General features: G+C 66.2%; 5 protein-coding genes and 1 pseudogene. All 6 read right to left on the bottom strand.

Annotated elements, in window-relative coordinates; genetic code table 11:
- Positions 1 to 75: 75 nt before the first annotated feature.
- Positions 76 to 1,470, bottom strand: coding sequence for an MFS transporter (locus DBR22_RS20695; protein ID WP_108600537.1), 1,395 nt, complete (start codon positions 1,468 to 1,470; stop codon positions 76 to 78).
- 170 nt (positions 1,471 to 1,640) lie between these two features.
- Positions 1,641 to 2,348 (bottom strand): FadR/GntR family transcriptional regulator, encoded by a 708-nt coding sequence (locus DBR22_RS20690; RefSeq protein ID WP_108600536.1) that lies wholly within the window; start codon positions 2,346 to 2,348, stop codon positions 1,641 to 1,643.
- 10 nt (positions 2,349 to 2,358) lie between these two features.
- On the bottom strand, positions 2,359 to 3,486 hold the full coding sequence (locus tag DBR22_RS20685) for an L-talarate/galactarate dehydratase (RefSeq protein ID WP_108600535.1): 1,128 nt from the start codon (positions 3,484 to 3,486) through the stop codon (positions 2,359 to 2,361).
- A 127-nt stretch (positions 3,487 to 3,613) separates the two neighbouring features.
- Positions 3,614 to 4,531, bottom strand: a complete 918-nt coding sequence (locus tag DBR22_RS20680) for an AEC family transporter (protein WP_108600534.1) — start codon at positions 4,529 to 4,531, stop codon at positions 3,614 to 3,616.
- Positions 4,532 to 4,650: 119 nt separating this feature from the next.
- On the bottom strand, positions 4,651 to 5,979 hold the full coding sequence (locus tag DBR22_RS20675) for an enolase C-terminal domain-like protein (RefSeq protein WP_108600533.1): 1,329 nt from the start codon (positions 5,977 to 5,979) through the stop codon (positions 4,651 to 4,653).
- Positions 5,976 to 6,198 (bottom strand): annotated as a pseudogene (locus DBR22_RS20670) (aldehyde dehydrogenase (NADP(+))); the annotation flags it as partial. The pseudogene DBR22_RS20670 and the gene DBR22_RS20675, both read right to left, overlap by 4 nt.

Genomic DNA, 6,198 nt, shown 5'->3' with positions numbered 1-6,198 from the left:
CCGCCGCATGGCCTTTTCCCCGTGGATCGCAGCGGGGAACGGACCACGGGACGGGGAAGAGCCACGTGGAAGCTGTTAGCGGGCGGGCGCAGGCTCCAAAGATTCCGATACGGCCGGGGCCGACGCCTTGGTGGGCTCCGCCTCCTCACGGGACTGCCCAGGCGAAGGAGCCGGCGCCGATGTGTTGCGGCCTTCCTTGAGGAAGTAGACCAGGCCGGCCGCCACGGTGGAGGCTGCGGCAAGCGCGAACAGGCCCGGAATGACGCTGCCCGTGGCCTCCTTGATCAGGCCGAAGCCGAACGGGGCCACAAAGCCGCCCAGGTTGCCCAGCGAGTTGATGATGGCGATGGCCGGGGCGAGCACCAGGGGGTGCAGTGCGGACTGCGGGATGGTCCAGAACAGCGGGGATGCACTCTTGAAACCCATGGCGGCGATGGCCAGGAAGACGAGGGCAAGGACAGGGGTGGCCATGGCCGCGGCCAGGGTTCCGACGGCGGCGACCAGGAGCGCGGCCACCAGCAGCGGCCGCTTGGACTTCGCTTTGTCCTGCCATTTGGCGGCGAAATACATGGCGAAGACGGCGCACACCCAGGGGATGGCGGACAGGAAGCCGACGCTCAGGTCAGTGGTCCCCGGAATCTGTTTGACGATGGTGGGCAGCCAGAACGTGTTGGCGTAGATGGAGAGCTGCACGGAGAAGTAGATGCCGCAGAGCAGCAGGATCTGCGGGTTGAGCAGCATCTTCCAGCGGTTGACCTTCCCGCCATCAGCGGTGACGTGCTGCGCGTCCTCGTCGGCGATGGCTTTGGCCAGGGCGGTCTTTTCGCCGGCCGAGAGCCACGTGGCGTCCTGGATCCTGGCATCAAGGAGGAAGAACACCACGATGCCCACCACCACGGAGAGCAGCCCTTCGAAACCGAACAGCCACTGCCAGCCCCGGATCCCCAGTACATCGTGGAGGCTGAGGAGAAGGCCTGCGATGGGACCGGACAATGCCGCGGCGATGGAGGAGCCGGCGATGAAGATGGCCGTCGCCTTGCCCCGCTGGCCGGCGGGTACCCAGCGGGCGAAGTAGAAGATCACGGCCGGGAAGAAGCCGGCCTCGGCAGCGCCCAGGAGGAACCGGAGCACGTAGAACATCATTTCGTTCTGCACAAAAGCCATCAGGAAAGACACGATGCCCCAGCTGACCATGATGCGGGCCAGCCACACCTTGGCGCCGTACTTCTCCATCATGACGTTGCTGGGAAGTTCGAAGATGGCGTAGGCGATGAAGAAGAGGCCTGCGCCGAAGCCGTAGGCCGCAGCACCGATGCCCACATCGGCCTCGAGGTGTTCGTGGGCATAGCCGATGTTGGAGCGGTTGAGCTGGTTGCACACCAGCATCACCAGCATGATGGGCAGCACCCGCTTGAAGAATTTCTTCGTGGCCAGGGCCACATCCGTGACAGCGGTGTCTACAGACTGCATGGGGGAATTCCTTAGGCATTGCGGTGGGGACCAGCGGTCCCCGTGTGGAGTGCTGTGGTCCGCACCACAGCGAGTGCAACCACTGTATTCAGGAATTTCGATGCCCGTCCAACACGGATGTGGCATGACGTGATGCCGTCGCAGCATCACCGAGGGTCAACGCCGGGTGGCTACTCCGCCGGCGGACGCACCGACGCCTTGAACCGGCGTCGTGAGTTCGCCAGGTGACTCCGCATGGCGGCGGCCGCGGCTGTTTCATCGCCATCGGCGATGGCGGCAGCGATGGACCGGTGCTCATGCACCACCTGGTCGAAGTGGTCGCGGGCGTAATGTTCGACGCCGGTCATCAGCCGGGTGCGCGGCATCGCGATCATGGTCTGCCCCAGGGCAGCAAGGCAGTCCGAGTAGAACGGATTCCCTGACGCCGCGGCGATGGCACGGTGGAACTCGAAGTCGAACTTCATGGCGTGGCCCGGGTGATCCGAGCTCGCGGTGAACTGTTCAAGGGCTGCATTGACTGCCCGGAGCTGACGATCGGAGTGGTTGCGCGCAGCCAGCGCGGCGGCCTCCGCCTCCACGCCCATCCGGAATTCCAGCAGGTGGAGGCGGTCCTCGACGCTCGCCACCGGCCGGCTGCCCGGGATGGGCTGGGGACCGTCGTCGGGCGGGGTCAGCGCGAAGCTGCCCCGCCCGCGTTCGGTTTCCACCAGTCCTTCAGCCTGGAGGCGCGTCAGCGCCGAGCGCACCACGGTGCGGCTCACGCTGAATTCGCCCATCAGCGCGTTTTCGCTGGGCAGCTTGTCGCCGGGCTGGATGACGCCGTCCACAATGCGGGTGCGCAGGTCAGCGGCGAGGTCCGCGGTCAGGTTCCGGCTCATGCGTTCAAGATTACGCGCCGAACTCCACGGAATCGGTGGTCCAGGCGCGGGCCTGGTCACTGAGGGTCACGCCGAGGCCCGGGCGGTCCGGAACGATCATGCGGCCGTTCTTTGTTTCGAGGCGTTCGTTGAAGAGGGGATCCAGCCAGTCGAAGTGCTCCACCCAAGGCTCGCGCGGGTAGGCGGCGGCCAGGTGCAGGTGGATCTCCATGGCGAAATGCGGTGCCAGCCCCAGTCCACGCTCATCCGCGAGGGCGGCGAGGCGCAGGAACTGGGTGATGCCGCCGACACGCGGAGCATCCGGCTGGATGATGTCGCAGCCGTTGGCGTTGATGAGGCCCTTGTGTTCGGCAACAGAGGCGAGCATTTCGCCGGTGGCGATGGGGGTGTCCAGGACGTTGGCCAGATGGGCATGGCCTTCGAAGTCGTATGCGTCCAGCGGCTCTTCGATCCAGATGAGGTTGAATTCCTCGAGCTGGCGGCCCATGCGCAGGGCGGTGGCGCGGTCCCACTGCTGGTTGGCGTCGACCATCAGGGGGACGTCCCAGCCGATGTGTTCGCGGATTCCGGCGACGCGGCGCAGGTCCTCGGCGCTGTCCGGCAGGCCCACCTTGATCTTGATGCCGCCGATCCCTTCGTCCAGGAGGACGGTGGCGCGGGCCTTGACCTCGTCCAGGGAGGCGTTGAGGAAGCCACCTGAGGTGTTGTACGTCTGGACGGAGTCACGGTACGAGCCCAGGAACTTGGCCAGCGGGAGGCCGGCGCGCTTGGCCTTGAGGTCGTACAGGGCGATGTCGATGGCGGCGAGGGCCTGGGTGGCGACGCCGGAGCGGCCTACGGAGGCGCCTGCCCACAGGAGCTTGGTGTAGAGCTTGCCGATGTCGTTGGGGTCCTCGCCGATGATGCCTTCGGCGACCTCCTTGGCGTGGGCGTACTGTGCGGGGCCGCCGGCGCGCTTGGAGTAGCTGAAGCCGATGCCGCTGTGGCCCTGCTCGGTGGTGATCTCGGCGAAGAGGAAGACCACCTCGGTCATGGGCTTCTGGCGCCCGGTGAAGACCTTGGCGTCACTGATGGGGACGGCGAGGGGGAGTCTCGCGGTGGAAAGTTTCACGTGGCGGATGAGGTCTACGGTGCTCATGGGTGCTCCTCGAAAGCAGGCTGTCCGGGCTGCATTGCCCTCCTACTTAGAGTACAAGTATCTAACTTGTATTACAAGTAAAAGCCTTCCTGGGTTGCAGCGATAAAACCTCGCGGGGACAGTCGGCTCAGACCAGCCAGGCAACAACCAGCAGCGCGCCCACGCTGAGCACGGTGGTGCAGAGGATGACATCGCGGGCCACGGTGGTGCCGCGGCCATAGGGGGAGGCGAAGAGGAACACGTTCTGGGCGGTGGGCAGCGCGGCCATGATCACGCTGGCGAGGAGATGCTGCCCCTCCAGCCCGAAGACAAAACGTCCCAGGACCCAGACAATAAGGGGCATCCCGGCGATCTTCAGGAATGTGGCAACGAGCGTTTCCGTCCGGCCATCCCCCTTCTGCAACGGCGCCCTGCCGGCCAGGGACAGGCCGAACGCCAGCAGCACCATGGGTACGGCCCCGCCGGCCAGCATGTCGATCGGCTTCTGCAGGAGGTCAGGGGCCTCCCAGCCGGTCAGGGCGACGGCGACTCCCAGCCCCGAGGCGATGATCATCGGATTGCCGAACGGCTGGAGCAGCACCTTCCGCCACGAGATTTTGGAGCCGGACGCCAGGCCCAGCACCGTGAGGTAGAACGGCGCCATGACCAGCAGTTGGACCAGAAGCACGGGGGCGACATGCTGGGCGGTGCCCACGGCATAGAGGGACACCGGAATGCCGATGTTGTTGGCGTTCGCATAGCTGCTGGCCATGGCGCCGACGGCGGTCTCAGCCGCGGGCCGGCGGAAGAACAGGAAACTGAGCAGGCAATACAGAAGCCCCACTATCGCTGCGGAGAGCAGCGCGAGCGGGGCATCGGTTCCCAGGGCGGCGCGGATATCGCTGCCGGCCACAACAGTAAAGAGGAGCGCCGGGTTGGTGATGTAAAACGCCGTGCGGGTCAGGGCGCCCTGGACTTCAGGCCCCAGGATCTTCAGCCGGGCGGCGAAAAATCCCACGGCGATGACTGCGGAGACGATCAGTATGCCGGAGACAACGCCGCCCACAGTGCGCCCTTCTCTTTAATTGTCGGGATTCCGCACGGCCGTCTCCTGTTGCGGGGGAGGGCCGGCCGTGCGGAAGCCGGGTGGTTGAAGTCCCTTCTACCGGACTCTATTTGATGTCCTCACCGGACCAGGCAGGGACGCTTCGGGTCGAAGGTCCAGCCGTCGATGTAGTACTGCATGCCGATGCTGTCATCGCGGGCGTCGAGGCCGTGCTGCAGGTACAGCTCATGCGCCTTGTCCAGGGCGTCGCGGTCCAGTTCGATGCCGAGTCCGGGGGCATCGGGCACCGGGATGGCGCCGTCGCGGATCTGCAGCGGGTTCTTGGTGAGCCCCTGCCCGTCCTGCCAGATCCAGTGCGTGTCCAGTGCCGTGATCTCGCCCGGAGCCGCGGCGCCGGTGTGCGTGAACATGGCCAGCGAGATGTCGAAGTGGTTGTTCGAGTGCGATCCCCAGGTCAGGCCGAACTCGTTGCAGAGCTGCGCGACGCGGACTGAGCCGTGCATGGTCCAGAAGTGAGGATCAGCCAGCGGGATGTCCACGGCGTTGCTGCGGATGGCGTGCGACATCTCCCGCCAGTCCGTGGCGATCATGTTGGTGGCCGTCTTCAACCCCGTGGCGCGGCGGAATTCAGCCATCACCTCGCGGCCGGAGAAGCGGCCCTCGGCGCCGCACGGGTCCTCGGCATAAGCAACGACGCCCTGCATCCTCTTGCCGAGGCGGATGGCTTCCTCCAGGAGCCAGCCGCCGTTCGGGTCGAGCGTCACGCGCGCTTCGGGGAAGCGCTTGGCGAGTGCGGTCACAACGTCAACTTCGTCGTCGCCGGACAGCACGCCCCCCTTGAGCTTGAAGTCGCTGAAGCCATAGCGTTCCTGGGCAGCTTCGGCCAGGGCCACGACCGCCTCCGGCGTCATGGCTTCCTGGCGGCGCAGCTTCTCCCAGCGGTCCGCCGGCGCGTCTTCCACGAGGTAGGGAAGGTCAGTCTTGGCGTGGTCCCCAATGAAGAAGAGGTAGCCGAGCATCGGGACGGAGCTGCGCTGCTGGCCGTCGCCGAGCAGTTCAGCGACGGGGACGCCGAGGAACTGGCCGTGCAGGTCCAGCAGGGCGGACTCGACGGCGGTGACGGCATGCACGGTGGTGCGCAGGTCGAATGTCTGAAGTCCGCGGCCGCCGGCGTCGCGGTCCGCGAACTCGGCCGCGATCTCCCGCAGCAGGGAACGGTAGCGGGCCACCGGCTGCCCGGTGATGAGGGTCCCGGCTTCCTCGATGGTGTTCTTGATTTTCTCGCCGCCGGGAACTTCGCCGAGGCCGGTCCTGCCGTCCGAGTCGGTCACTATGGCGATGTTCCGGGTGAAAAACGGCCCGTGGGCACCGCTGAGGTTCATCAGCATGCTGTCGTGGCCGGCGACCGGGACGACCTCCACGCGGGCGATGGTTGGCTGGTTGCTCATGCGTTGACCTCTGCATCTGCAGCGACGACGGTGCCGTCGATGCGGCGGTTCAGGTGCCAGGGGTTTTCATCCTGCAGTGATGCTGGGAGGAGTTCCTGGGGGATGTTCTGGTAGGCGACCGGGCGGAGGAAGCGGTTGATCGCGAGGGTGCCGACCGAGGTGGTACGGGTGTCGGAGGTGGCGGGGAAGGGGCCGCCGTGGACCATGGCGTGGCCGACT

The sequence above is a fragment of the Arthrobacter sp. HMWF013 genome (assembly GCF_003061105.1).
In the GTDB taxonomy this organism is placed as follows: domain Bacteria; phylum Actinomycetota; class Actinomycetes; order Actinomycetales; family Micrococcaceae; genus Arthrobacter.
Note: the sequence above shows the minus strand (reverse complement) of the source record. Positions and strands in the feature narration are given on the sequence as shown.

Bases quoted from the DNA above. Each gene is read 5' to 3' on its own strand.
- DBR22_RS20695 (WP_108600537.1), bottom strand. From the start codon at position 1,470: ATGCAGTCTGTAGACACCGCTGTCACGGATGTGGCCCTGGCCACGAAG.
- DBR22_RS20690 (WP_108600536.1), bottom strand. From the start codon at position 2,348: ATGAGCCGGAACCTGACCGCGGACCTCGCCGCTGACCTGCGCACCCGC.
- DBR22_RS20685 (WP_108600535.1), bottom strand. From the start codon at position 3,486: ATGAGCACCGTAGACCTCATCCGCCACGTGAAACTTTCCACCGCGAGA.
- DBR22_RS20675 (WP_108600533.1), bottom strand. From the start codon at position 5,979: ATGAGCAACCAGCCAACCATCGCCCGCGTGGAGGTCGTCCCGGTCGCC.